The 22,673-nt window shown below is 71.8% G+C and carries 19 protein-coding genes and 1 riboswitch; of the genes, 8 read left to right on the forward strand and 11 right to left on the reverse strand.

Features of this window, described 5'->3' with window-relative positions:
* The first annotated feature begins 4 nt into the window (after positions 1-4).
* Both ABZT18_RS19980 and ABZT18_RS19985 read left to right on the forward strand, forming a co-directional pair.
* Positions 5-3,475 carry a S8 family serine peptidase gene (locus tag ABZT18_RS19980; RefSeq protein ID WP_354996460.1) on the forward strand — a complete coding sequence of 1,157 codons (3,471 nt, stop codon included), beginning with the start codon at positions 5-7 and terminating at the stop codon, positions 3,473-3,475.
* A gap of 40 nt (positions 3,476-3,515) precedes the next feature.
* Positions 3,516-3,731 (forward strand): hypothetical protein, encoded by a 216-nt coding sequence (locus tag ABZT18_RS19985; RefSeq protein ID WP_354996461.1) that lies wholly within the window; start codon positions 3,516-3,518, stop codon positions 3,729-3,731.
* Positions 3,732-4,494: 763 nt separating this feature from the next.
* On the opposite strand, the gene ABZT18_RS19990 is transcribed toward ABZT18_RS19985, so the two are convergent.
* Positions 4,495-5,169, reverse strand: a complete 675-nt coding sequence (locus tag ABZT18_RS19990) for a hypothetical protein (RefSeq protein WP_354996462.1) — start codon at positions 5,167-5,169, stop codon at positions 4,495-4,497.
* 128 nt (positions 5,170-5,297) lie between these two features.
* On the opposite strand from ABZT18_RS19990, the gene ABZT18_RS19995 reads away from it, so the two are divergent.
* Positions 5,298-6,311 carry a tyrosine-type recombinase/integrase gene (locus tag ABZT18_RS19995; protein ID WP_354996463.1) on the forward strand — a complete coding sequence of 338 codons (1,014 nt, stop codon included), beginning with the start codon at positions 5,298-5,300 and terminating at the stop codon, positions 6,309-6,311.
* A 6-nt stretch (positions 6,312-6,317) separates the two neighbouring features.
* Here ABZT18_RS19995 and ABZT18_RS20000 read toward each other — a convergent pair whose 3' ends face one another.
* From ABZT18_RS20000 to ABZT18_RS20020, 5 genes are all read right to left on the reverse strand, one after another.
* Positions 6,318-6,947, reverse strand: coding sequence for a fasciclin domain-containing protein (locus ABZT18_RS20000; protein ID WP_354996464.1), 630 nt, complete (start codon positions 6,945-6,947; stop codon positions 6,318-6,320).
* Between the two features lie 96 nt (positions 6,948-7,043).
* Positions 7,044-9,152, reverse strand: a complete 2,109-nt coding sequence (locus ABZT18_RS20005) for a M14 family zinc carboxypeptidase (protein WP_354996465.1) — start codon at positions 9,150-9,152, stop codon at positions 7,044-7,046.
* A gap of 114 nt (positions 9,153-9,266) precedes the next feature.
* On the reverse strand, positions 9,267-10,067 hold the full coding sequence (locus ABZT18_RS20010) for an MBL fold metallo-hydrolase (protein WP_354996466.1): 801 nt from the start codon (positions 10,065-10,067) through the stop codon (positions 9,267-9,269).
* Positions 10,064-10,864 (reverse strand): alpha/beta hydrolase, encoded by an 801-nt coding sequence (locus ABZT18_RS20015; RefSeq protein ID WP_355252118.1) that lies wholly within the window; start codon positions 10,862-10,864, stop codon positions 10,064-10,066. The genes ABZT18_RS20010 and ABZT18_RS20015 overlap by 4 nt, the downstream gene beginning before the upstream one ends.
* 108 nt (positions 10,865-10,972) lie before the next feature.
* The gene (locus ABZT18_RS20020; protein WP_354996468.1) at positions 10,973-11,752 is read right to left on the reverse strand and encodes an endonuclease/exonuclease/phosphatase family protein; all 780 of its coding nucleotides are present in this window, start codon (positions 11,750-11,752) and stop codon (positions 10,973-10,975) included.
* Positions 11,753-11,935: 183 nt separating this feature from the next.
* On the opposite strand from ABZT18_RS20020, the gene ABZT18_RS20025 reads away from it, so the two are divergent.
* Together ABZT18_RS20025 and ABZT18_RS20030 are read left to right on the forward strand one after the other, a co-directional pair.
* Positions 11,936-12,709: a TSUP family transporter gene (locus tag ABZT18_RS20025; protein WP_354996469.1), complete on the forward strand. Its 774-nt coding sequence runs from the start codon at positions 11,936-11,938 to the stop codon at positions 12,707-12,709.
* A complete protein-coding gene (locus tag ABZT18_RS20030) occupies positions 12,709-13,482 on the forward strand; it encodes a GNAT family N-acetyltransferase (RefSeq protein WP_355252121.1) in 774 nt (257 codons plus the stop codon). Before ABZT18_RS20025 ends, ABZT18_RS20030 begins: the two co-directional genes overlap by 1 nt.
* 4 nt (positions 13,483-13,486) lie before the next feature.
* Here the strand turns inward: ABZT18_RS20030 and ABZT18_RS20035 are convergent, their stop codons facing one another.
* Together ABZT18_RS20035 and ABZT18_RS20040 are read right to left on the reverse strand one after the other, a co-directional pair.
* Positions 13,487-13,996: a peptide deformylase gene (locus ABZT18_RS20035; protein ID WP_355169845.1), complete on the reverse strand. Its 510-nt coding sequence runs from the start codon at positions 13,994-13,996 to the stop codon at positions 13,487-13,489.
* A 31-nt stretch (positions 13,997-14,027) separates the two neighbouring features.
* Positions 14,028-15,251 (reverse strand): chorismate-binding protein, encoded by a 1,224-nt coding sequence (locus ABZT18_RS20040; RefSeq protein WP_355252153.1) that lies wholly within the window; start codon positions 15,249-15,251, stop codon positions 14,028-14,030.
* A 96-nt stretch (positions 15,252-15,347) separates the two neighbouring features.
* Here ABZT18_RS20040 and ABZT18_RS20045 point away from each other — a divergent pair, with 96 nt between their 5' ends.
* On the forward strand, positions 15,348-15,548 hold the full coding sequence (locus tag ABZT18_RS20045; protein WP_007460326.1) for a DUF5999 family protein: 201 nt from the start codon (positions 15,348-15,350) through the stop codon (positions 15,546-15,548).
* Positions 15,549-15,672: 124 nt separating this feature from the next.
* Here ABZT18_RS20045 and gcvP read toward each other — a convergent pair whose 3' ends face one another.
* The 3 genes from gcvP to ABZT18_RS20060 form a co-directional block, all read right to left on the reverse strand.
* Positions 15,673-18,495 carry an aminomethyl-transferring glycine dehydrogenase gene (gene gcvP, locus ABZT18_RS20050; RefSeq protein ID WP_355252124.1) on the reverse strand — a complete coding sequence of 941 codons (2,823 nt, stop codon included), beginning with the start codon at positions 18,493-18,495 and terminating at the stop codon, positions 15,673-15,675.
* Between the two features lie 70 nt (positions 18,496-18,565).
* Positions 18,566-18,664, reverse strand: a riboswitch (glycine riboswitch).
* 81 nt (positions 18,665-18,745) lie between these two features.
* Complete coding sequence (locus ABZT18_RS20055; RefSeq protein WP_355252126.1) at positions 18,746-19,603, reverse strand: NAD-dependent protein deacetylase; 858 nt, start codon at positions 19,601-19,603, stop codon at positions 18,746-18,748.
* Positions 19,604-19,719: 116 nt separating this feature from the next.
* Positions 19,720-20,787, reverse strand: coding sequence for a MerR family transcriptional regulator (locus ABZT18_RS20060; RefSeq protein ID WP_355252129.1), 1,068 nt, complete (start codon positions 20,785-20,787; stop codon positions 19,720-19,722).
* Positions 20,788-20,944: 157 nt separating this feature from the next.
* On the opposite strand from ABZT18_RS20060, the gene ABZT18_RS20065 reads away from it, so the two are divergent.
* Complete coding sequence (locus ABZT18_RS20065; RefSeq protein WP_355252132.1) at positions 20,945-21,601, forward strand: SDR family oxidoreductase; 657 nt, start codon at positions 20,945-20,947, stop codon at positions 21,599-21,601.
* Positions 21,602-21,671: 70 nt separating this feature from the next.
* Positions 21,672-22,493 carry a hypothetical protein gene (locus tag ABZT18_RS20070; RefSeq protein WP_355252135.1) on the forward strand — a complete coding sequence of 274 codons (822 nt, stop codon included), beginning with the start codon at positions 21,672-21,674 and terminating at the stop codon, positions 22,491-22,493.
* The last annotated feature ends 180 nt before the right edge of the window (positions 22,494-22,673 follow it).

Raw genomic sequence — 22,673 nt, forward strand, 5'->3', positions numbered from 1 at the left:
ACTGTTGGGTGTCGGACTGTCCGTCGCCGCGCTCCTCGCGGTCGTACCGACGTACGGGGCGGCCGAAGCCCCTTCCCGCGGATCGGCGGGGGCAACCGGCGACGGCAGGACGGCCGGTACCGGACTCACCGGGTCGAGGGCCGTCGGCACGGTAACCCTGATCACCGGGGACGTGGTCCGGCTCGATCCGGACGGCGAACCCTCGATCCAGCCGGCTACCGGGCGGGACGCGACCGGCCCGGTCCGGCCCGTCTCGTACGCCCGCTACGAGCGGAACGGTGCCTGGTATGTGATCCCCACCGACGCCGTACCCCTGCTCCGGGCGGACCTGCTCGACGAGCGCCTGTTCGACGTCACCGGCCTACTGGCCCAGGGGTACGACGACAGCGCCAGTCAGGTGCTGCCGCTGCTCGTCCAGTACGCCGACACCGGCCGGGCACGGCGGGCGGCTCCGCTGGCGGGAACGAGGGCCCGCCGGGTGCTGCCGGGGCTGAAACTGACCGCGAACGACCAGCCGAAGGCATCGGCAGCCCGGTTCTGGGCGGATCTGGTCCGTCAAGCGAACCCAGGGGCGCGAAGCATCCAGGGTGGCGTCAAGAAGGTGTGGTTGAACGCCCGTTACCGGGCGACGCTGGAGCGGAGCGTGCCGCAGATCGGTGCACCCGCAGCCTGGCAGGCGGGCTACACCGGTAAGGGTGTCACGGTGGCGGTCCTCGACTCGGGGTACGACACCGACCATCCGGACCTGGCCGGGCGGGTGTCGGCGGCGGCGGACTTCACCGGGACCGGGAGCGTCGAGGACCGGTTCGGCCACGGTACGCACGTGGCGGCGACCGTTGCCGGTTCGGGAGCCGGCGGTCGACATCGCGGGGTCGCCCCGGACGCGAAACTGGCGATGGGGAAGGTCCTCGACGACTCCGGTGCTGGGCCCGAGGAGTGGCTTCTCGCCGGCATGGAGTGGGCGGTCACCAAGGCCGGTGCGAAGGTGGTGAACCTGAGTCTCGGCGGGGCCCCGAGCGACGGTACCGACCCGGTCAGCCAGGCGGTGAACCGGCTCAGCGCGGACCACGGCACGCTCTTCGTGGCCGCCGCCGGCAACAGGGGCGCGTACGCACCGGTGTCGGCTCCGGCCAGCGCCGACGCGGCACTCGCGGTCTCCAGTGTGGACTCCGCCGACCGGATCAGCGGGTTCTCCAGCCGAGGACCTCGGATCGGGGACGGAGCACTGAAACCCGAGCTGGCCGCGCCGGGCGAGGCGATCCTGGCCGCCCGAGCGACCGGGGCGTACCCGGGGACCGCCGGTGCTCCCGACCACGTCCCGCTGTCCGGCACCTCGATGGCCGCGCCGCACGTCGCCGGGGCGGCGGCGATCCTCGCACAGCGGCACCCCGACTGGACCGGTACGCAGCTCAAGGCGGCCCTGGTCGGCAGCGCGGCGACGGCCCGGGAGTCCCGGGTCTTCGACGTCGGCGCCGGCCGGGTCGACGTGGCCCGGGCCGTCACCCAGCCGGTACGGGCCGAGGTGGCCGGCCTCAACGCGGATCTGCCCTGGGGGGCGCCCGGTGTCACCCGGGAACTGACCTACCGCAACGACGGGTCGACGCCGGTCACGCTGCGGCTGACGCTGAGCCTGGCCGACACCGCCGGTCAACCGGCCCCGCCGGGACTGGCCACGCTCGGCGCCACCACCCTCACCGTGCCGGCCAGGGGTCGCGCCACTGTCCCGGTGCGGATCGCCAGCCAGGAGAGGGTCGGGACGTACGGCGGGGTCGTGATCGCCGCTGGCGGTGACAGCAGCGTCCGGACCCCGGTCGGGGTGCGGCAGGCCGCCGAAACGCACGAGGTCACCGTCCGGCCGCTGGACCAGCAGGGCAGGCCCAATGACACCGTCACGACGATGGTGGTCGGCGTCGACGCCGTGAACAGCGGATTCCGGGACTTCGTGCGGGGATCGGGCACCGTGTCGGTGCCCGCCGGACGGTACGCCCTGCTGGCCAGCGCCGAGCTGCCGCCGATGGCGAACGGCGGGATCCGAACCGCTGTTCTCGGCTATCCAGGTCTGACGGTCGCCGACGACACCACGGTCACCCTGGACGCCCGATGGGCCCGGGCCGTACCGGTCGGCGTAGCCGACCAGCCGGCGGCGACCCAGGGAATACGAGAGATCATCATCAGTGGGCGGTGGGCCGGCGCGCCGAACAGCACCAGCATGGCGAACATCTTCGAACCGCAGTTCGGCGAGGTGCTGGTGGGCAGCGCACCCGGGGTGAACGCGGAGGAGTTCAGCCTCACCGACCTCGCAGTCCTGGAGCGGCCGATGCTGGAGCTGTCGGCGACCGCACCGGAACGGTTCCCGGTCCGGGTCGGCTGGCTCTGGCGGCCCGGACCGACGCCACCCTTCGAGGGGACCGCGCGACTTCCGGCCGTCCGGCTCGTGATCGGTGCGACCGGCGAGCTGCCCGATGTGGACGTCGCCGGCGCGCTCGCCGTACTCACCTCGCCGGACGACGCGGCGGAACCATTCGCACTGGCCCCGGTGGTACGGCAGCTCCAGGAGCGGGGTGCCCGGATGGTACTGATGGCGACCGGATGGTTCAGCTGGGCGGGTGAGCCGCTCGCCCAGCCGACCATCACCTCGGGACCCGGCCACCCGGGACTCGACAGATTTGTCGAACTCGCCGGTGCTGGGGCGCTCACCGCGACCGTGACCGGGCAGCCGGTCAGTCCGTACCGCTACCAGCTGGGATACCAGGTTCGGGGGCGGATCCCGTCGGACCTGGCGTACCGGCCGACGACGACCCAACTGGCCGCCGTGCCGACCAGCTACCACGATGCGGGCCAGGGGGTCCGGCATGTCCGTTCGTCGCTCCGGCTCGACGACGACCACCACGGGGTGTCGTTCACGGTGCCGGTGTTCGCGCCGCTGCACCGCACCGAGTACTACACGCCAGGTCACTGGCAGATCAACGTCGGAAATAACGTCTCGTGGGCGGCCGCGCGGGCCGAGATGGACCTGCTACCCGGGGGCAACCCGGCGGTCAGTTGGGACAAGGCGGTGGTGGGACCGGCGCTGACCGGACCCACCATCGACAACGCCGGCGAGCCGTGGGTGAGCCGGCAGGGCGACGTGTTCGACGTGGCGTTGCCGATGTTCACCGACGCCAGCGGCCATCCGAAACCCACCGACGAGTTCGGTGAAAGCACCACGGGTAGCACCAGCCTGTACCGGAACGGTCAGCTTGTCGGCACGGTGGCCGAGCCGGGCCGGGGCCAGTTCGGCGTACCGGCCGGGACGGCGACGTACCGGCTCACCGCTTCGGCGACGCACCACTCGCCGCTCTGGCGGCAGAGCACGACGGTCAGCGGGTCGTGGACCTTCCGGTCCGGTACGGAGCCGATCCGGCAGCCACTGCCGCTGCTGGGAATGCTACCTCGACGCACCGGTCGACCTGCGCAACACCGTACCGGTCGGTGACCGTCGGCCGGTACGGGTGTCGGTGCACCGGCAGGACGGGGTGGCCGAGCGACCGGTCGCGGCGGTGACCGTCGCCGTCTCGTACGACGACGGCCGGAACTGGCGCCCCGTGCCGGTCAACCGGAACGGCGCCGGCTGGCTGGCGTCGGTACCACACAGCCGGGCCGGTTACGTCTCGCTGCGGGCGAAGGCCACCGACGCGGACGGCAACGCGGTAGAGCAGACGGTGATCGGGGCGTACCAGGTCGGCGGATGACACGGTGGGGATCCCGCCGCTCGGATGCGATCGGCAGGATCCCCACCATCTTCGGCGCTGGCCGCCGACCAGAGGCCACGATGCGTGTACCCGCGCCGTTCCGCAGACCGCCAGGGCGACCCAGCGACCACATGCGCGCCGACCATAGGGCGAGTGAGGCGGGCAGCGCATTCACCGCGCTGGCCGGCAGTGGCGTCGGCGGCAGATCCGGACAGTCGACCGACCCCAGGCGGTCGCCGGCGCACTCGCCCGCTACCCCCACCAGATCCAGGCTGTGGTGTTTCTCGACGCGGTGCTGCCGCGGCCGGGCGGCTCAGGCCCCAGCCGAGGCGACGGCGGCCGGCCCGGCGGTGGGCGTGGTCATGAGGCTGGCTCCGGTGGGACATCGGGGGAGAGGGTCCAGTCGGTGCGGCCGGTGGGATCCCAGTGCGCGATCGACGCGCGGATCGCCGCCGCGTAGGGCCCGTCCAGCCTGGTGACGGCCTCGACCTTCACCCTCGGGCCGAGGACCACCACGTAGCGGGTGAAGGTCGGGACGCGCTGGAAGCCCGCTCGGCGCGAGGATTCGGCCTCGCGCCTGAGTAAGCAGGAGGCAAGGGTGCAGCGGTCCTCTAGTCACGGGTGCCCTCGCCGTGGCTCAAGTACGTGAGAGGGCTCAGAAGATGGCTCAAGTTGCTGAGAATGGCTCAGGAACCCGCCTGGGCATAGATTCGATAATGCACATTATGTAAAGTGGACCGATCTGGCGGTCCCCTGCGGGTGGTCAATCGCGCGTCAGTCCTGGCGGAAGCGCGTCCTCGTCGGGTTGGACGACGCGGGCGTTGACCAGCGGATTGCGCCGCAGGCCCGCGACCACAGCGGTGCTGCCGCCGACGTCGGTCCAGGTGTCGTCCCAGAGGGCGGAGACAAGCCAGGAATGATCCGCCGGAAAGAACAGGTCGGGCAGCGGCCCGTCGCCGCGCATGTGACCGGTCCGCCACGTGAGGGCCTGTTCGGGGCCGGCTTCGACCAGCACGTAGGACCAGCCCCAGTAGAGCGACACCTTCGGAGCGCGGGGAAAGACGATGTCGTGGGCGCCGGTGTCGAGATAGCCCAGCCACCAGGGCTGGTCCGGGGTACACGCCGCCAGCTCGTGGACGACGGCATGTTCGTGGGCGTCGAAACTGACGCCGTCGGGCGGGTGGAAGGTGGCGTACGCGTCGAACACCGGTGGGATCGCGGTGGTGACGGACAGGCCGTCGGGTGTGGTGTTGCCGGCGAGCCAGGCCACGTCGCTGGCCGTGCCGATCCGCCAGTTCCGCCCGTCCTTGGTGACGCCTTCGGGGGCCGTCCCGGTCGATGCGTCATCCGCCTCGCGGCTTCCGGCGACCGCGGCTGGTGATGCCCATGGAGCCCAACCGGGCTGGTCGGTCACTCGCCACTCGTCGGCCCACCCCATGCCGCGCACGATACGTGTTTCCTCGACCCAGCGCGGTGAGCTGGTCGGACGGTGGCTCTGGAGTTCTGGTATCTACTCCCCCTCTCCCCACCTTCCGGGGAACGCGAAAATGCTGCATAATATCCCTTATGCATGACAAACAGGACGAATCGCTCGGGGTGCTGATCGAGGAGTTCCTGATCGCCCGGGCAACCCGCAAGCCCTCCCCGCACACCCTGGCGGCGTACCGACGGGACCTGCAGGCGGTGGCGGTGCTGGTCGCCGAGGATGCCGCCACTCCCCTGCCCCTGGACGCGCTGTCGATCACCGACCTCTCCCCCCGCGTGATGCGGGCGGCCTTCGCCCGGTTCGCCGCGCCCCGGGCGCCCGCGTCGGTGCACCGGGCCTGGTCCACCTGGAACAGTTTCTTCACGTTCCTGGTCGCCGACGGGGTTGTGGCGGGTAACCCGATGCCGGCGGTCGGGCGACCTCGGGCGCTACTCCCCCAGCCGAAGCCGCTGCGCGGCGCGGACACCCCCGAGGTGCTGCTCGCGTCGGCCGCCCGTGACGACGGTCGGCAGCGTGACCCGTGGCCGGAGCGGGACGTCGCGGTGTTGGCGGTGGCGCTCTGCGCCGGGTTGCGGCTGTCGGAGCTGCTGGCGCTGCGGGTCGGCTCGTTGGGTGGTCGGCCTGGTGAGCGGCGGGTCGAGGTGACCGGGAAGGGCGGGCGGCCGCGGGTGGTGCCGATCGAGGCCGACCTGGATCGGGTGCTGGTGGACTATCTGGACAGTCGGGCCCGGCGTTTCGGGTCGCGGTCGGTACGCCCCGACTCGGCGTTGCTGGTGGATCGGCACGGCGAGCCGCTGCGCCGCGGCGGGCTCCAGTATCTGGTGGAGTCGTGTTACCGGCGGGCGGGCATCGGTGACCGGGTGCCGCGTGGGGCGCGGTTGCACGCGCTGCGGCACACGTTCGCCACCCGGCTGGCGGAGGACGGGGCGAGCGCGGCGGAGATCATGCGGCTGCTGGGGCACGCGTCGTTGGCGTCGTCGCAGACGTACATCGAGGTGACGGCCGGGCAGCAGCGAGATGCGGTGCGGGCCAACCGGACCAACCGCGCGCTGGCCGCGCTCGTGCCGGTCGATCGGGGGGCGGCGGCGCGGTGAGCGCGGTCAGTGGGCCCGTTGGTCGGCGTCGTTGGCGGTGGTCGGCAGTGGGCCGAGGACCGCGTTGATGATGTGGATACGGGTGTTGGTGGCCTGGTAGTCGCCGCAGACCGCGTCGGCGCGGTCGGCGAGGCGGGCGGCGGGGCCGGTGCGGGTGATGGCGACGGTGGTGCCGTCGAGGGTGGTGGCGGTGCCGGCCTTGACCAGGTCGTCGATCCGGTGGGTTCCCGTGATCAGGTGTGCCTTGAGCAGGGTGCGCAGCTGGTCGGTGTGGCGGGCCATCAGGTCGTCCCAGTTGTCCTCGGAGAACTTGGCGGCGAAGGCGTCGTCGGAGGGCGCCAGGATGGTGACGCCGCCGCCGGTGGGCAGGTCGGTGAGGACTCCGCTGGTGCGCAGGGCCGCCTCGAAGGTGGTGAGGGTGGGCATCCACCGGAGCGCCTGGTCGACGGGTTGGCCGGCGAGGAAGGTCGGGTTTCCGGGGTCGGTGCCGGTGGGTAGGGCGGCGCAGAGTGGTCCGGTGACCTGGGGTGCCGGTGGGGCCGCCTCTGTGGCGGGTGCGCCGGTGCAGGCGGTGAGGGCCAGCAGCAGTGCCGGCACGAGGAGGCGGAGGGGCCGGGTGGGTCGGGGGTGCGACACGGCGGTCTCCACGGGTCGGGGGTCGGTGGATGGGGTGTGCCGGCGGCGCGGGCGTGGTGCCCGCGCCGCCGGCACGTTGGCTCGGCTATCTGGTGGTTACAGTGCCGCGCACTGGGTGGTACGCGGACCGTGCACGGTGTTGGCGACGCCCAGGTTGATCGGGGCGGGGCTGTTGCCGGTGCAGCTGAGCGGGCCGCGGATGGTGCTGCCGGCCAGCAGTGGTGCGTCGGTGCCGGTGGTGTTGCCGGACAGGCTGACCGGGCCGGCGATCGAGACGTCGATGAGGGAGACCGTGTTGGTGGTCTTCGTGATCTGGACCGGGCCGTTGATGGTGCTGTCGGCGAGCATGACGCCGGCGGCGCTGGTGGCGCTGACGGGGCCACTGATGGTGGTCCCGGTCGCGACGAGTGCCGCGCCCGCCCGGACGGTGACCGGGCCGTTGAGGGTGGCGTCGGCGGCGCAGGTGAAGCCGGAGACGGTCAGTGGTCCGTTGCGTCGGCCGGTGAGGGTCGGGTAGATGCGTTCGCCGTCGGTCAGCTTCTCCACGCCCTTCGTGTCGAGGAGCAGTGGGATCAGGCCGCGTTCGGGCTGGTTGAGGGGGACGTAGTAGCCGTCGGTGGTCTTGATGACCTTCCAGCCGTGTGCGGCGATGCGCTGCGCCACGGTGGTGCCGACGCCGCCTGGGCCGTCGGTGCGTGCGCCGTTGTACTGCTCGTCGGTGAGCTTGTAGGCGCACGGGGCGTTGTCGAGGATGAGGTCGGCGCGGGGGGCGTCGAGCGGCGGCGGGCTGTCGCCGGGGTGCGGGGCGGGGTGGGCGGGGATGGGTCGGGAGCCGCGGAAGACGAGGCGGCCGGTGTTGGCGGCCTGGATTTCGATCGACTCGGCGCGGGCGTTGAGGATCTCGCCGCGGTCGGCGCGGTGGTAGTCGAGGAACTGCTGGAACGTCCACAGGGCCGAGTAGGTCTTGCGGCGCCGGTTGTTGGCGGTGTTGCCCTCGTCGGGTCGGGTCTGTCCGCCGGAGCTGCGCAGTTCCAGCAGGGAGTTGGCGACGTTCTTGAGCCCGAGGGTGTTGCGCAGGATGGTTTCCTCGCTGAGGCCGACGTTGCCGCCGCCTTCGCAGCCGTAGGGGCAGGCCCACCAGCCGGCTTCGGCGCCCTTGGCGTACATGTGGCCTTCGATCATGTCCTGGGACTGGTCGAAGATGGGTTGGGCGACGTTCTGGTGGCGGGGCGGCAGCATCGGCAGGTCGCCGGCGCGGGAGTTGCCGAACTCGTGGCCGTCGTAGCCGGCGACGGGTCGGTAGTCGCGGACCATCTTGATGTACGCGGCGGTCTCGGGCTGGCGGATCAGCGAGTAGTCGCGGTTGAGGTCCTGCCCGGTGGAGTTGCCGCGGGTGTTGGCGGCCCGGCCGTCACCGTTGATGGTGGGGACGATCAGGACGGTGGTGCGGCTGAGTAGGTCGGTGACCCGGGGGTCGGTGCTGAAGGCGAGTTGCCGGGCCATGATGAGGCAGGCTTCGCGGTCACCCGGTTCGTTGCCGTGCACGTTGCAGTTGATGGCCACGGGTGCGGTGGCGGCGACGGCCTCCGGGGTGGTGGCCGGGGTGGGGTAGCCGATGACCATCATGTTGACGGGTCGGTTCTGGACGGTGCGGCCGAGCTCGACGACGCGTACCCGGTCGCTGAGGGCGTCGATGGCGGCGGTGTAGGCGTACTCGTCGGTGTCGCTGGTGTACTGCGCGGCGTGGGCGGTCTCCCACTGGGTGCGCAGTTGCTCGCCGGGGGTTCCGGGGTTGCCCCAGGGTGCGGTGGTGGTGGCGACGATCGGCTCGGAGTAGGGCTGTTCGGTGGTGCCGGCTCGTGCGCGTACCCGCCATTGGAACATGTCTCCGGGGTTGAATCCGGAGTCGGCGAAGGTGGGTGACTGTTGGTTGATCTGGCGGTTGGGGCGCCAGATGCCGACGATGGTCGGTGCGCCGGTGGGGGTGCCGTCGGCGTCGACTGCGGTGCGTTCGATCTGGTAGTCGGTGGCGCCGTCGACCGGCTGCCAGGCGAGGGTGGCGTACCCGTCGGCCTGGCGGATGGTGAGGTTGGCGACCTGGTTGGGTTCCGCGGCGCTCTGGGCGTTGGCGGGGCTGGGTGCGATGGTGAGTGTGAGAGCGATGAGGGTGGATACGGCAATGAGGGTGGGTCGCTGACGTCTCATGTGGCCTCCGACTGGTTGATCGTGGCGCGACTCGCACAGCATGGTTGTCGGAGATCGTCGATGCAATGATCTTGAGGGAATCTTGCGACTCGGGGCCGCCCTCCCCCGGCGCTGTTATGCGGTGACTGTGGTGGGTTCGCCGAGCGGGAGCCAGCGGATGCTGTCGCGGACGGCGGCCGGGGCCGCGGCGAACGCCCGCTCGATGACGTCGCGGGGCTCCTGGAAGTGTTGCCAGCCCTCGTAGTGCACGGGGATCGCGGTGGGGGCTCGTAGCGCGGTGCACAGCTGTACGGCCCGTCGGGCTGTCATGGAGTAGCGCAGCGGCCCGGTGATCGGGAACCGCACGCCGCCCAGGTGCAGCAGCACCGTGCCGACCGGGATGCGGGTGGCCACCTCGCGTACCCGGCGGGTCAGCACGGTGTCGCCGGTGATCCAGAGTGCGCCGTGTTGTTGCCCGGCCCAGCGTAGGGCGAAGCCGATGACGTCACCGACGATCGGGGCGCTCAGCGGCGGGCCGTGTCGGCACGGTGTCGCGGTCACCTCGATCGTCGGCCGTCCAGGGTGCGTGAGGCGAATGGTCTGCCCGGCGCGCAGACCCTGGGCGTCGTGGCCGAGTCGGCGCGCCCCGGACGTGGTGGTGAGGACGGTGTCCACGCCGGTCAGGAGTGCGCGGCCGGTGTCGTCGAGGTTGTCGCCGTGGTGGTCGTGGCTGAGCAGAATTGCGTCGAGCGGCCCGAGGTCGGCGGCGGGGACGGCCGGGCCGGTGACCTTGCGCGAGGAGGTGCCCCAGCCGAAGGTGTAGCGCCGACCGGGCGGGTCGAACGTCGGGTCGGTGAGCAGCCGCCAGCCGCCGATCTCGATCAGCGTGGTGGGGCCGCCGATGTGGGTGATCCGCAGCGGCGGGGCGGTGCTCACCGGGCGTGCCGCAGGGCCCAGTCGAGGGCGTCGTCGGCGATCTGCTGCCAGCCCTGCTGGGCGGGTAGCAGGTGCGCGTACCCGTGGTAGAGCTTGACCTCGGTGAGGGTGTCGCCCTTGTAGTGCGCGGCGTTGGAGCGCTGCACGCTCGGCGGCATGATGTGGTCTTCCGAGCCGGAGATGAACAGCAGGGGCGCGCGCTGGTCGTTGTGGTAGTTCACGGCGATGTCCTGTGGGCCGGGCAGCAGGTTGGCCAGGACGCTGTCCCAGAGGATGCCGCCGGAGGCGGGGATGGCGTAGCGCTCGTACAGGGCGCGGGCCTGCTGCTCGTCGAACGTGTTGGTGAACGCGTAGTTCCACTGCTCGAAGGTGAACCCGACGGCGCGGTGCCGGTTGGCCGGGTTCTTCAGCACCGGGAAGGTGGAGCGTAGCTGCGAGAACGGGATCACGGTGACGCCTTCGGTGGGCGCCGAGTTGAGGACGACGGCCGAGGCGCCGTACCCCCGGTCGAGCAGCACCTGTGTGAACGCCCCGCCGGCGGAGTGGCCCATGATGATCGGCGGCTTGGGCAGCGCCTCGACCACCGCGCTGAGGTGGTCGATGACCTGCGGGGCGGTGAGCGTCTCCAGGGGTGTGGGGTCGGCGTTGAGCGCCTCGACCTCGACCTCCAGCCCGGGGTACGACGGGGTGAGCACCTGGAAGCCCTTGTCCTGGTAGTGGGTGACCCAGTGTTCCCAGCTGCGGGGGGTTACCCAGAATCCGTGGATGAGGACGATCGTGTCCGGCGTATCGCTCATGGTCAGCTCCGTGAAGGTCGGGGGCGGCGATGGCGCAACGACGGTGGTGTCGGTGAGCCCACCCTAGACATTCGTGACCCACGATGGCGGTGTGTCGGGGGACGACTGTCAGCCGATGTCGACCAGCAGGGGCCGGTGGTCGGAAATGGTGGACCGCGGCGTGGTGACGGCCCGTACCGGTGGAAGCTGCTCAAGGGCGTGCCGGTCGGCGAGGATGTGGTCGAGTTGGACGCGGGGTTGCCCGGAGGGGTAGGTGGGGCGACGGCCCAGGGGGTGCCAGCCGGAGATGAGCCGGGCCGGGCCGGCGGGCAGGTTGAGGTCACCGAGCAGGACGCGGGGGCCGGGCAGCGCGCGGAGGGCGCGGACGGTCTGGCGTAGTTGGCGGGCGTTCCAACCGGGTACGAAGGACAGGTGGGTCGCGGCGACGGTGAGCGGGCCGTGCGGGGTGTCCAGGACGGCGGCGAGGACGGCGCGGGGTTCGTCGTGGAGCAGGATGAGGCCGCCGCGGGGGCCGGGCACGTAGACCGGTGACCGGACGGGGGCGGGCTTGAGTCGGGTGACGTGCCAGCTGCGGACGGGGTGGCGGCTGATCAGCCCGATGCCGTAGCAGGGTTCGCCGTGCCCGTCGTCGTCGTGGCGGAGCGGGCGGAACTGTTCGCCGGGGGTGCCGACGACGGCGGCGGCGAAGCGGTGGTGGGGTGCGTCGAGGGCGTGGGCGGCGATGGCGGTGAGGTCGAGGTTGCCGCTGCGGTGTTGGTCGCGGTCGACTTCCTGCAGGGCGAGCACGTCGGCGTCGAGGGCGCGTACGGCGGCGGCGAATCGGTCGGAGTTGACGAGCCCGTCGGTGAGGGATCGTCCGTGCAGCAGGTTGAAGGTGGCCAGGCGCACTCCTGCACCCTACGTCCCCGTGGCATGGTTGCCGGGTGGTGAAGGTGTTGGTGTGTTCGGTGCTGGTGTTCGTGGCGGTCGGCGCGTTGGGGGTGTGGTTGCGGCGTACGCGGGGTCGGTGACCGGGTGAGGCTGGCCACTCGGGTGCCGGTCAGGCGCGTCGGGTAGGGAGAATTGCCGGCCGTGGACGCCGTGACGCTGAGTACGCTGCTGGCCGCCGCCGCGATGGCCGGGTGGGTCGATGCCGTGGTCGGCGGTGGTGGGTTGTTGCTGCTGCCGGCGTTGCTGGTGGCTGCCCCGGGGTTGCCGGTGGCCACCGCGCTGGGCACCAACAAGTTGGCCGCGATCTTCGGTACGGCGACGGCGGCGGCGACGTACGCCCGGCGGACCAAGGTCGACTGGCGGGTGGCGGGGCCGGCGGCGGGGCTGGCGGTGTTCAGCGCGGGCGTGGGTGCCGCGCTCGCCGGGGCGGTGCCGGCGTCGGCGTACCGGCCGGTGGTGTTGGTCGTGTTGGTGGCGGTGGCGGTGTTCGTGCTGCTGCGTCCCCGGCTGGGTGTGGTGGCGGCGCCGCAGCGGCGGACCCCGGTGCGGGTGGTGGCGGTGATCGCGCTGGCCGGGGTGGGTATCGCCCTGTACGACGGGTTGATCGGGCCGGGCACCGGCACGTTCCTGGTTGTGGCGTTCACCGCGCTGGTGGGCGCGGACTTCGTGCATGGCTCGGCGATGGCGAAGGTCGTCAACGCGGGTACGAATCTGGGTGCGCTGGTGGTGTTCGGGGTGACCGGGCACGTGTGGTGGTTGCTGGGTGCGGCGATGGCGGTGTGCAACGTCGCCGGTGCGGTGGTGGGGGCGCGGATGGCGTTGCGTCGTGGGTCGGGGTTCGTGCGGGTGGTGCTGCTGGTGGTGGTCGTGGCGTTGGTCGCGAAGCTCGGTCACGACCAGTGGGTGGCCCGCTGATGGCGGCGGTACGCGCGGAGCACGACCGGGCGGTGCTGGCGCGGTTGCTGGGGCGTGACCCGGTGCTGCACGCCTACCAGTTGGGTGACCTGGACGATTTCTTCTGGCCGTACACCTCGTGGTTTCGCCGGGGTGAGCAGGTCGTGTTGCTGTACCACGGGGTCGACCCGCCGACGTTGTTGGCGTTCGCGGCGCCGGCGGACACCGCGGCGCTGGCGGTGTTGCTGGCGGAGGTGACACCGGTGCTGCCCGCCCGGCTCTACGCGCACCTCTCCCCCGGGCTGACCGACGCCCTGGCGGGGTCGTTCCGGTTGGATCCCGGTGGCCGGCACCACCGGATGGCGTTGACGGACCGGGCCCGGCTGGCGGCGGTGGCCCCGGCGGGTGTGCTGCTCGGACCGGCGGACCTGCCGCGGCTGCGTGACCTGTACGCGCGGGCGTACCCCGACAACTGGTTCGACGCGCGGATGCTCGACACCGGGCAGTACCTGGGGGTACGCGAGGGCGGTGAGCTGGTCGCGGTGGCCGGGGTGCACGTGTTCTCACCGGCGTACGGGGTGGCGGCCCTGGGCAATGTCACGACGCATCCGCGCTGTCGGGGGCGGGGGTTGGGCGCGGCGGTGGTGGCGGCGTTGTGCGCGCGACTGCGGGAGAGCGTCACGCATGTGACGTTGAACGTGAAGGCGGACAACGCCGCCGCGGTGCGCCTGTACGAGCGGGTGGGTTTCACCCGGGTCGCCGACTACGACGAGTGGACGTTGACGGCCCGGTAGCGCGTCAGCGGCGGCGGCTGGGTGAGTCGAAGCGGCCGGCGCGGATCTCGCGTAGGGCGCGGCGGCGGATGTCGCCGCGCAGGGTGTCGACGTAGAGCGTGCCGAGCAGGTGGTCGGTTTCGTGTTGCAGGGCGCGGGCGAGGAACCCGCTGCCGGCGATGGTCAACGGCTCGCCGTGCTGGTCGACGCCGTGGGCGGTGGCGTGCAGGGCCCGTGCGGTCGGGAAGTACAGGCCGGGGATGGACAGGCAGCCCTCCTCGTCGTCCTGGAGCTCGTCGGACAGCTCCAGGGTGGGGTTGATGAGGTGGCCGCGGTGCCCGTCGGCCTCGTAGACGAACACCTGGGCGCTGACGCCGATCTGCGGTGCGGCGACCCCGGCGCGGCCGGGGGCGCCGAGCAGGGTGTCCATCAGGTCGGTGACCAGGGCGCGCAGCTCGGCGTCGAAGGTGGTGACCGGCTCGCATCGGGTGCGCAGGACGGGGTCGCCGATGATCCGGATGGGCCGCATGGTCATGCGGGTCAGCGTATCGCCGGTGGCGGCGGGTTCAGCGCCCGGCCAGGGTGGCGCGGATCGGGGTGGTCTTCGCGGCGGCTTCGGCGACCTCTGCGGTGGGGTCGCTGTCCCAGGTGATGCCGCCGCCGGCCCAGGTGTGCAGCTTCTCGCCGTCGGCGGCGGCGGTGCGGATGGTCAGGCCGAGGTCGACGCGGCCGGGGGCGACCCAACCCAGCGCGCCCATGCCGGCGCCCCGACCGACGGGTTCGAGGGCGCTGATCTGGGTCAGGGCGGCGAGTTTCGGCGCGCCGGTGACGGAGCCGCCGGGGCAGGTGGCGCGCAGCAGGTCGGCGAGGCCGAGGCCGTCGGCGGCGGCGGCGCGCACGGTCGACTCGGCCTGCCACAGGTCGCACCAGCGGCGGACGGCGAACAGGTCGTCGACGGTGACGGTGCCGGTGCGGGCGATGCGGGCGAGGTCGTTGCGTTCCAGGTCGACGATCATGATGTGTTCGGCGCGTTCCTTCGCGCTGGCGAGAAGTTCGGCGCGGCCGGCGGCGGTGGCGGGGCGGGTGCCCTTGATGGGTCGGGTGATGAGGTGCCCGTCGGTGACCTCGACGAGGGTTTCCGGGGAGGCGCAGCCGATCGCCCACCCGTCGCCGGTGAGTACGCCGCCGTAGCGGGCGCCGGGGAGCGCGCCGAGGCGGCTCAGGGCGGGCAGCGGGTCGCCGGTGTAGCGGGCGGCGGCGTGTCCGACGATGTTGGTCTGGTAGACGTCGCCGCGGCCGATGGCGGTGCGGACCGACTCGATGGCGGCGGCGTGTTGGCGGGGGGTCCAGCTCTCGGTCCACGGGCCGAGCCACCAGGCGGGCGGTGCGCTGGGCGGTGCGGGTCGGATGGTGGTGCCGTGCTCGTAGATGACCACGGCGAGGTCGGGTAGGGCCGGTGCGGGCTCGGGCGCCGGGGTGGGTGCGCCGGCCAGTAGTGCCCCGGCGGCGGCGGACAGGTAGAGCGCGGCACCGCACGCCCCGGTGTCCGAGTGCGTCGTGGCGGGTCGGGTCAGGTCGTGCAGGGGCAGTCCGTGCGCGGCGAGGAACTCCTCGGCGAGAGCCGCGGGGTCGCCGCCGTCGCCGCGGCGCCACTGCAGGCGGGCGCGTTCGGTGAGCGCGCCTCGACACGCGGCGGGTGCCGCGGGTACATCGACCACCACCTGTGGGAGCGTTTCCACGCCGTACGGTCCGACCTTCCTCATCCGTTCAGTGGATTTCCCGTGCACCAGGCGGGCACCTGCTCGATGCTGGACACTTTCGCTTGGTACTGTGCGTCACTGGTCATGTGAACCATGACACAGTGCCCCCACAGTCCGGAGAACCCGATGTGCCAGCACCAACCGACCTGCCCCTCCGCTGAAGCCACCGACCGGGAAGCCGCACGAGTCCTCGCCTGCTTCCGTGAGCAGGGCTGGAGCCTGCTCTGCAACGGCGTCATCGTCTTCGAGGACACCGGCGAGCTGCTTCCCGACGGCAGCAGCATCGCACCGCACCGCGGCCCCGCCCGCCACGCCCTCGTGGCCTGATTGACCACCCAGCGTCACCGAATAGCCGCCGTCGACCCAGGCTAGTCCCCCGGTAAGGGACGTCCCCGCCCAGGTCGCAGCGGCTGCCGGGGCGGCCACACCGCCCGCCCCGGCTCGCCCGTTGTCAGTCCTCGAACGCCTCCGGCGACGGGCACGAGCAGACCAGGTTCCGGTCGCCGTACGCGCCGTCGATACGCCGCACCGGCGGCCAGTACTTCCCGGCCCGGTCCACCCCGGCCGGGTACGCGCCCACCGACCGCGGGTACGGGTGCTGCCACTCGTCACCGCTGACCATCGACGCGGTGTGCGGCGCGTTGGCCAGGGGGTTGTCCCCCGCCGGCCACTGCCCCGACCCGACCTGCTCGATCTCCGCGCGGATCGCGATCATCGCGTCACAGAACCGGTCCAGCTCGGCCAGGTCCTCACTCTCGGTCGGCTCCACCATCAGCGTCCCCGCCACGGGGAACGACATCGTCGGCGCGTGGAAGCCGTAGTCGATCAGCCGCTTCGCGACGTCGTCCACGCTCACCCCGGTCGCCTTCGTCAGCGGCCGCAGGTCGAGGATGCACTCGTGCGCGACCAGGCCCTTGTTGCCGGCGTACAGCACCGGGAAGTGCCCCCGCAGTCGCGCCGCCACGTAGTTCGCCGCGAGGACCGCCACGCCGGTCGCCCGGGTCAGCCCGGACGCGCCCATCATCCGCAGGTACGCCCACGGGATCGGCAGGATGCCCGCCGACCCGTACTTCGCCGCCGAGATCGCCGGCGTGGCGTCGACGTGCGCGCCCAGCGGGTCACCGGGCAGGAACGGCGCCAGGTGTGCCCGTACCGCCACCGGACCGACCCCCGGGCCGCCGCCGCCGTGCGGAATGCAGAACGTCTTGTGCAGGTTCAGGTGCGACACGTCCGCGCCGAACTTGCCCGGCTTCGCGAACCCGACCAGGGCGTTGAGGTTCGCACCGTCGACGTACACCTGCCCGCCGGCGTCGTGGACCTTCGCGCACAGCGACGCGATGCCCGTCTCGTACACCCCGTGCGTCGACGGGTACGTCACCATGATCGCGGCAAGCGCGCCCCGGTGCTTGTCGATCTTCGCGTCGAGGTCGACCAGGTCGACGTTGCCGTCGTCGTCGCAGGCCACCACGACGACCCGCATGCCGGCCATCACCGCCGAGGCCGCGTTGGTGCCGTGCGCCGACGACGGGATCAGGCACACGTCGCGGTGCGCCTCGCCGCGGCTGTGGTGGAACGCCCGGATGGCCAGCAGCCCGGCCAGCTCACCCTGGGAGCCGGCGTTGGGCTGCACGCTGACCGCGTCGTAGCCGGTCACCTCGGCCAGCCAGGACTCCAGCTGACCGATCATCTCCCGGTACCCGGCGGTCTGCGCGTCCGGGGCGAACGGGTGGATGTGCGCGAACTCCGCCCAGCTGATCGGCTCCATCTCGGTGGTCGCGTTGAGCTTCATCGTGCACGACCCGAGCGGGATCATGCCCCGGTCCAGGGCGTAGTCGAAGTCCGACAGCCGGCGCAGGTAACGCAGCATCGCCGTCTCCGAGTGGTGGCTGCGGAACACCGGGTGGGTCAGGAAGTCAGTCGTGCGGGCCAGGTCGAGCGGCAGGGCCGGGTCGACGGCGCCGTCGAAGGTGGGCACACCGAACGCCGCCCACACCGCCTCCAGGTGCGCGACGGTGGTCGTCTCGTCGCAGGACACACTCACCCGGTCGGCGTCGATCAGCCGCAGGTTCACCCCACGCTCGACGGCCGCGGCGACGACCTGCGCCGCCCGTCCCGGCACGCTCGCGGTGACGGTGTCGAAGAACGCGACGTCCGCGACGTCCACGCCACCGGCGCGCAGCCCGGCCGCGAGCCGCGCCGCCATGTCATGGGTACGCGTCGCGATGTCCCGCAGCCCGTCCGGGCCGTGGTAGACCGCGTACATGCCGGCCATCACCGCGAGCAGCACCTGCGCGGTGCAGATGTTGCTGGTCGCCTTCTCCCGTCGGATGTGCTGCTCACGGGTCTGCAACGCCAACCGGTAGGCCGGGTTGCCGTCCGCGTCGCGCGACACCCCGACGAGACGCCCGGGCAGCATCCGCTCCAGGCCCGAGCGCACCGCCAGGTAACCGGCGTGCGGCCCACCGAAGCCCATGGGTACGCCGAAACGCTGGGTGGTGCCGGCGGCGATGTCCGCGCCGATCTCCCCCGGTGCGCGCAGCAGCGTCAACGCCAGCAGGTCCGCCGCGACGGTCACCAGGGCACCGACGGTGTGCGCCGCCTCGACCAGCGCCGCGTGGTCGCGGACCGTCCCCGACGCACCCGGGTACTGCAGGTGCAGGCCGAAGAACTCGCCCGGCAACTCGTCACGCTCGACGTCGAGGACCCGCACGTCGATGCCGAGCGGCTCCGCCCGACTGGTGATCACCGCGATGGTCTGCGGCAGCGCGTCGGCGTCCACCACGTACACGGTGCTCTTGCTCTTGGAGGCCCGGCGGGCCAGGGTCATCGCCTCCGCCGCGGCGGTGCCCTCGTCGAGCATGGAGGCGTTCGCGGTGGCCAGGCCGGTCAGGTCGGTGACCATGGTCTGGAAGTTCAGCAGCGCCTCGAGGCGGCCCTGGCTGATCTCCGGCTGGTACGGCGTGTACGCCGTGTACCAGGCCGGGTCCTCCAGCACGTTGCGGCGGATCACCGCCGGGGTGTGCGTGCCGTGGTAACCCAGGCCGATCATCGACACGGCGACGGTGTTGCGCGCGGCGAGGGCCCGCAGCTCGGCGATCGTCTCGGCCTCGGTGGCCGGGTCCGGCAGGTCGAGGGTGCCGTGCCAGCGGATCACCTCGGGGATCGCGGCGTCCATCAGCTCGTCGATCGAGCCGTGCCCGACGACCTCCAACATCCGGCGCTCATCGTCCGGGCCGGGACCGATGTGACGGGTGGCGAACTGCTCTACGGTCATGGGGGCGCTCCCGGGCGAGGTCGACGGATCGGCCTCCCCCTCTGTCGCGCCCGCAGGGCACTCCACAGTGCCTTCCCACGAGGTCCTTTTGCCTGAGAGGTTCCGGGGAGGATTTGCCCCTTCGGCGCCGCCCTGCGTGCTGTTGGGCGGTCTCTCCCACGTGGGTGTTACCGGCATGGTCAACGCTACCAGCGCCGGTGTTACCGGCAGATGTCCTACCCCGGGCCGTCACACCCCGCGCTTCAACCCGTCACACCCCGGCCGGTGTGGCCGTCGCCGCGTCACCGGCGACCCGCGCTGCCAGCTCCGGCAACAGGGCACCCAGCGGCGCGTCGACGCACACGGTGGCGTTCCCGTCGCCCCGGGTCGGCCCCTGGTTGACGATCGCCACCGGGATGCCCCGTTTCGCCGCCCGAATCACGAAACGTCGCCCCGACATCACCGTCAACGAGGACCCGAGCACCAGCAACGACCGGGCCTGCTCCACGGCCGCGAAGCAGCTCGCCACCCGCTGCGGCGGCACCGTCTCACCGAAGAACACCACGTCCGGTTTCAACATCCCGGTGCCACAGATCCCACAGTCCACCGGCCGGAACGCGGCAACCTGCTCGTCAGGGAGATCCACATCACCGTCCGGGTTCACCGCGGCGACCTGGGCCACGAAGTCCGGGTTGGCCTCGCGCAGCCGCCGGTCCAACTCCTCCCGGGATGTCAGGTTGCCGCAGTCCAGGCAGGTCACCTCGTCCAGGCGACCATGCAACTCGATCACCGACGTGCTGCCGGCCGCACCGTGCAGACCGTCGACGTTCTGGGTGATCACCGCGTCGACCAGGCCGGCGTGTTGCAACCCGGCCACCGCCCGGTGCCCGGCGTTCGGCGCCGCACCGGCGATCAACCGCCACCCCAGGTGGCTACGCGCCCAGTAGCGCCGCCGGGCGAGGGGATCCCGGGTGAACGCCTGGAAGGTCATCGGCGTGTGCCGGCGGGCCACCCCGCTGGGCCCCCGGTAATCCGGGATACCCGACTCGGTGGACAGGCCCGCACCGCTGAGCACCACCACCCCACCACCGGCCACCAGCGAGGCCAACGCGTCGAAGCTCTCCGTCACCCCTCCATGCTGCCTCAGCCCGGCCGGCGACGCCGAACCCGCGGGCCGGTCCTGGTTGTCGGCGGACGGCCCCTGGTAGGGGCCACGTCGTTGCCCTCGCTTCGCGGACCGTTGGTCTACGCCGCGACGACATCGGCGATGACGCAGGCGACATTGTCCGGCGCCCCTTCACCCTGAGCCAGATCGATCAGGCTCCGCACCGTCTCCGCGGGATCGGTTGGTGCGCTCAGCGCCACCCGCAGGGCGTCTCGGTCGACGACAGCGGACAGCCCGTCGGAGCACAGCAGGTACCGATCACCAGGCAGAGCGGTGCGGAGCGCAAGATCGGCCTCTACCTGCTGGCCCCCACCGAGGGCGCGCACCAGCAGAGCGCGCTGAGGGTGCGTGGCGGCCTGGTCCCGGTCGAGCTTGCCCTGATCCACCTGGGCCTGCACCCAGGTGTGGTCCTGGGTGAGCAGGGACAGTTCTCCCCCGCGCAGAAGGTACGCCCGGGTGTCACCGATGTGCACCAGAGCCAGTTGGGAGCCGCTGCGCAGCAACGCGGTCAGCGTGGTGGCCGGCTGATGATCATCGGTCGCCAGCCCCCGCACGGTGCGGTCGGCGTCGGTGACCGCACCGGCCAGCATCGTCAGCAGATCGACGGCCGGCACATCGGCGAGTTCCAACGGCCGCAGGGCGTCGATGGCGGCAGCGCTGGCCGCAGCGCCACCGGCCCCCCGCATGCCATCGGCGACGGCGAACAGCCGCTCACTGGCGTACACGGCGTCCTCGTTGCTGTCGCGCACCGCCCCGGTCTCGCAACCGGTGGCGTACCGGACGGCAAGGGTGGGATTGACGTGAGACATGGTGATGCCCCCTTCAGAGAGATGCTCGACGAGGAAGGTGGCGAGCCGAGCGCGAGCCGCGGTATCGGCGGTGACCTGCTGCCAGTACGCGGTGATCGCCTCAGCCGCCGCCGCGGGCTCCAGGCCGCAAACGGTGCGGATCTTCGCCAGTGGCATGCCGATGCGACGTAGTTGGGCGACCAGTCGGGCCAGCGGCAGCTGGTCAGGGTCGTAGAGCCGGTATCCGGACTCAGGATCGACCGCGGCCGGCAACACGAGCCCGACCTGGTCGTACAGACGCAACGCCTTCGGCGTCAGTCCCGCCGCCTGCGCGAACGCCCCGATGGTCAGCAGCCCCACGTCGACATCCTCCTCGTGCCGGTCACTGCGACCGGCACGTACCAGGCTGGGGGTTGCCCAAAGGTCAAGGTCAAGGTCGGCGGCCCCAACCCAGGAAAACAGCCCTTTCGGCCCCTGATGTCGCGTCTCCTACCGGCACCGCCGGTAGGTTGAGCGCATGCGCGTCGTCATCGCCGGAGGCCACGGCAAGATTGCCCTACTGCTGGAGCGTCACCTCGCCGGGCGCGGTGACACCGCCGTCGGCCTGATCCGCAACCCCGGGCAGGCCGACGCCCTGCACGCCGCCGGCGCCACCGCCGTCGTCTGCGACCTGGAACACGCCGACGTCACCGACGTCGCCGCGCACCTCGACGCCGCCGACGCGGTGATCTTCGCCGCCGGTGCCGGTCCCGGCAGCAGCGCCGCCCGCAAGGACACCGTCGACCGGGGCGCCGCGGCGCTGCTCGCCGACGCCGCCACCCGCGCCGGCGTCCACCGCTACCTGCTGGTCTCCTCGATGGGCGTGGACGACCCACCCGCCGCGGGCACCGACGACGTGTGGGCCGCGTACCTGCGGGCCAAGCGGGCCGCCGAGGACGACCTGCGCGGCCGCGACCTGGCCTGGACGGTGCTGCGCCCCGGACGGCTCACCGACAACGAGCCCACCGGCCGCGTCACCCTCACCCGGCACGCCGGGCGTGGCGCGATCAGCCGCGCCGACGTCGCCCTGGTCCTCGCCGCTCTGCTCGACACACCCGGCACCGCCGGTGCGACCCTGGAACTCGTGGACGGACCCACACCGATCGCCGACGCCGTCCGCGCCGTCCACTCCTGAGGGACAGCGCCGGCTCTCTGCCTTACTTCCGTCCCGGTGTTCAAGCGCCTTGTGAGCGACCATCGGAGCTGTGGAGATCGTGGAACAGCTCGTGGTGGGTAAGTACGGGGATCCGGAAGTGTGCGAAGACGCGATCGTCGTGACCGCTGAGCATGCGGCGGTTATCGATGGCGCCACGGATGTGAGCGGCCGGCGCTACGGGAGCGCGGCGGCCGGGTGGTGGGCCATGGCGGCTTGCCGGGACGCCGTGCGGCGGCTTCCGCGCTACGTCGACTCGCACACGGCGGTTGCGGCCATGACCGCGGAGCTGGCGGCCCGCATCGACTCGGAGTTGATCGCTTCGGAGCGGCCGAGTGCGGCCGTTACCGTCTATTCGCGAGCGCGTCGCGAGATCTGGCAGGTCGGTGACGCCGGATTCGCGTATCGAGGGCTCCCCGCGTCGGTCGGTCAGCCGCGCAAACTGGTCGACGAGGTCGCGGCGTCCTTCCGCGCTGCGGTTCTTGCCGCAGAGGCGGCCGCCGGAACGATCAGCATGGATCGGGTAGTGGAGGTGGATCCGGGACGACTCGCGGCGCGAGCTCTGACCGGGCGACAGGGCGCCCTGCGTAACAGCACCGGGCCATATGGGTATGCCGCCATTGATGGACGGCCGGTTCCTCCGTCGTTGGTGGTAGTACATCCGGTGCCCGATGACATCGACGAAGTGGTGATCGCCAGCGACGGCTATCCGGTCATCGGCGAGACCTTGGCCGAGTCCGAGTCGAAGCTTGCCTCACTCCTGGAAAAGGACCCTTGGTGCGTGGCCGAACTCGCCGGAACCAAGGGGGTTCTGCCGGGGCAGGTGAGCTTCGATGACCGCGCCTACCTGCGTATCCGCTTCCCGGCGCGGTGACAATCGCCGACGGACGACCTCCGTGAACGGCGACGATCGACGTCGCGGCCGGTCCGGCGCAGGGCGGCGACGCCGAGGCCGTGGTACTCCGTGGACCAGCAGACGACGAGGCCCCGCCTTCCCGCCCGCCAGGTGTCGACGGGTGGGAAGGCGGGGCCTCGTGTCAGGCACGTTTTCGGG

The sequence above is a fragment of the Micromonospora sp. NPDC005291 genome (assembly GCF_040607415.1).
GTDB lineage: Bacteria > Actinomycetota > Actinomycetes > Mycobacteriales > Micromonosporaceae > Micromonospora.